The sequence below is a fragment of the Bartonella sp. AP88HLJMH genome, from assembly GCF_042195605.1.
Taxonomy (GTDB): Bacteria; Pseudomonadota; Alphaproteobacteria; order Rhizobiales; family Rhizobiaceae; genus Bartonella.
This window is the reverse complement of sequence record NZ_JBHIOR010000140.1, coordinates 1-503: the sequence shown is the minus strand read 5'-3', so window position 1 is coordinate 503 and position 503 is coordinate 1. Positions and strand designations below refer to the sequence as shown.

The following is a 503-nucleotide window of genomic DNA, read 5'->3' as shown; positions in this document are numbered from 1 at the left end:
GCAACGGATAAATTAACCGTGCAAAAACATGGACAACTTATTTCTCCAGAATTTATTTTTGAGACTAATCCTGATTGGCTATTGGTTATTGACCGTGATGCCGCAATTGGGCGAGAAGGACAATCTGCAGCACAACTGCTCGATAATGATCTCGTCAAACGCACAACAGCTGGAAAACAAAACCAAATTATTTACTTGGATTCTTGGAGCTGGTATGGAGTGAGTGGGGGTCTAACTGGACTTAACGAAACAGCTCAGCAACTCAATCAAGCCTTTACAAAAAGCGAATAAATACACAAAGAATTTACTTGTCATACAACAAATCATAAAATAAAGCTTTAAGAGCAGAAGTTGTTTGTGAAAGACCTCTGCTCTTTTTATTGGAAAATGTTTTAACGTGAAAAATTATTGGATAGCCATAATAGTTCTTGTCCTACTATCTATCCTGAGTATTTTTGTTGGCTATTCGGATTTTACACTTTACGACCTGTTATCAGACGATC

At 37.2% G+C, this 503-nt stretch carries 1 protein-coding gene and 1 pseudogene; both read left to right on the top strand.

What is annotated here, in order from left to right:
• Window positions 1-291: ABC transporter substrate-binding protein (locus ACFIMA_RS10040; protein WP_375693795.1), on the top strand; the 291-nt coding region annotated here is incomplete at its 5' end.
• A 106-nt stretch (window positions 292-397) separates the two neighbouring features.
• Window positions 398-503, top strand: a pseudogene (locus ACFIMA_RS10035) (ABC transporter permease); the annotation flags it as partial.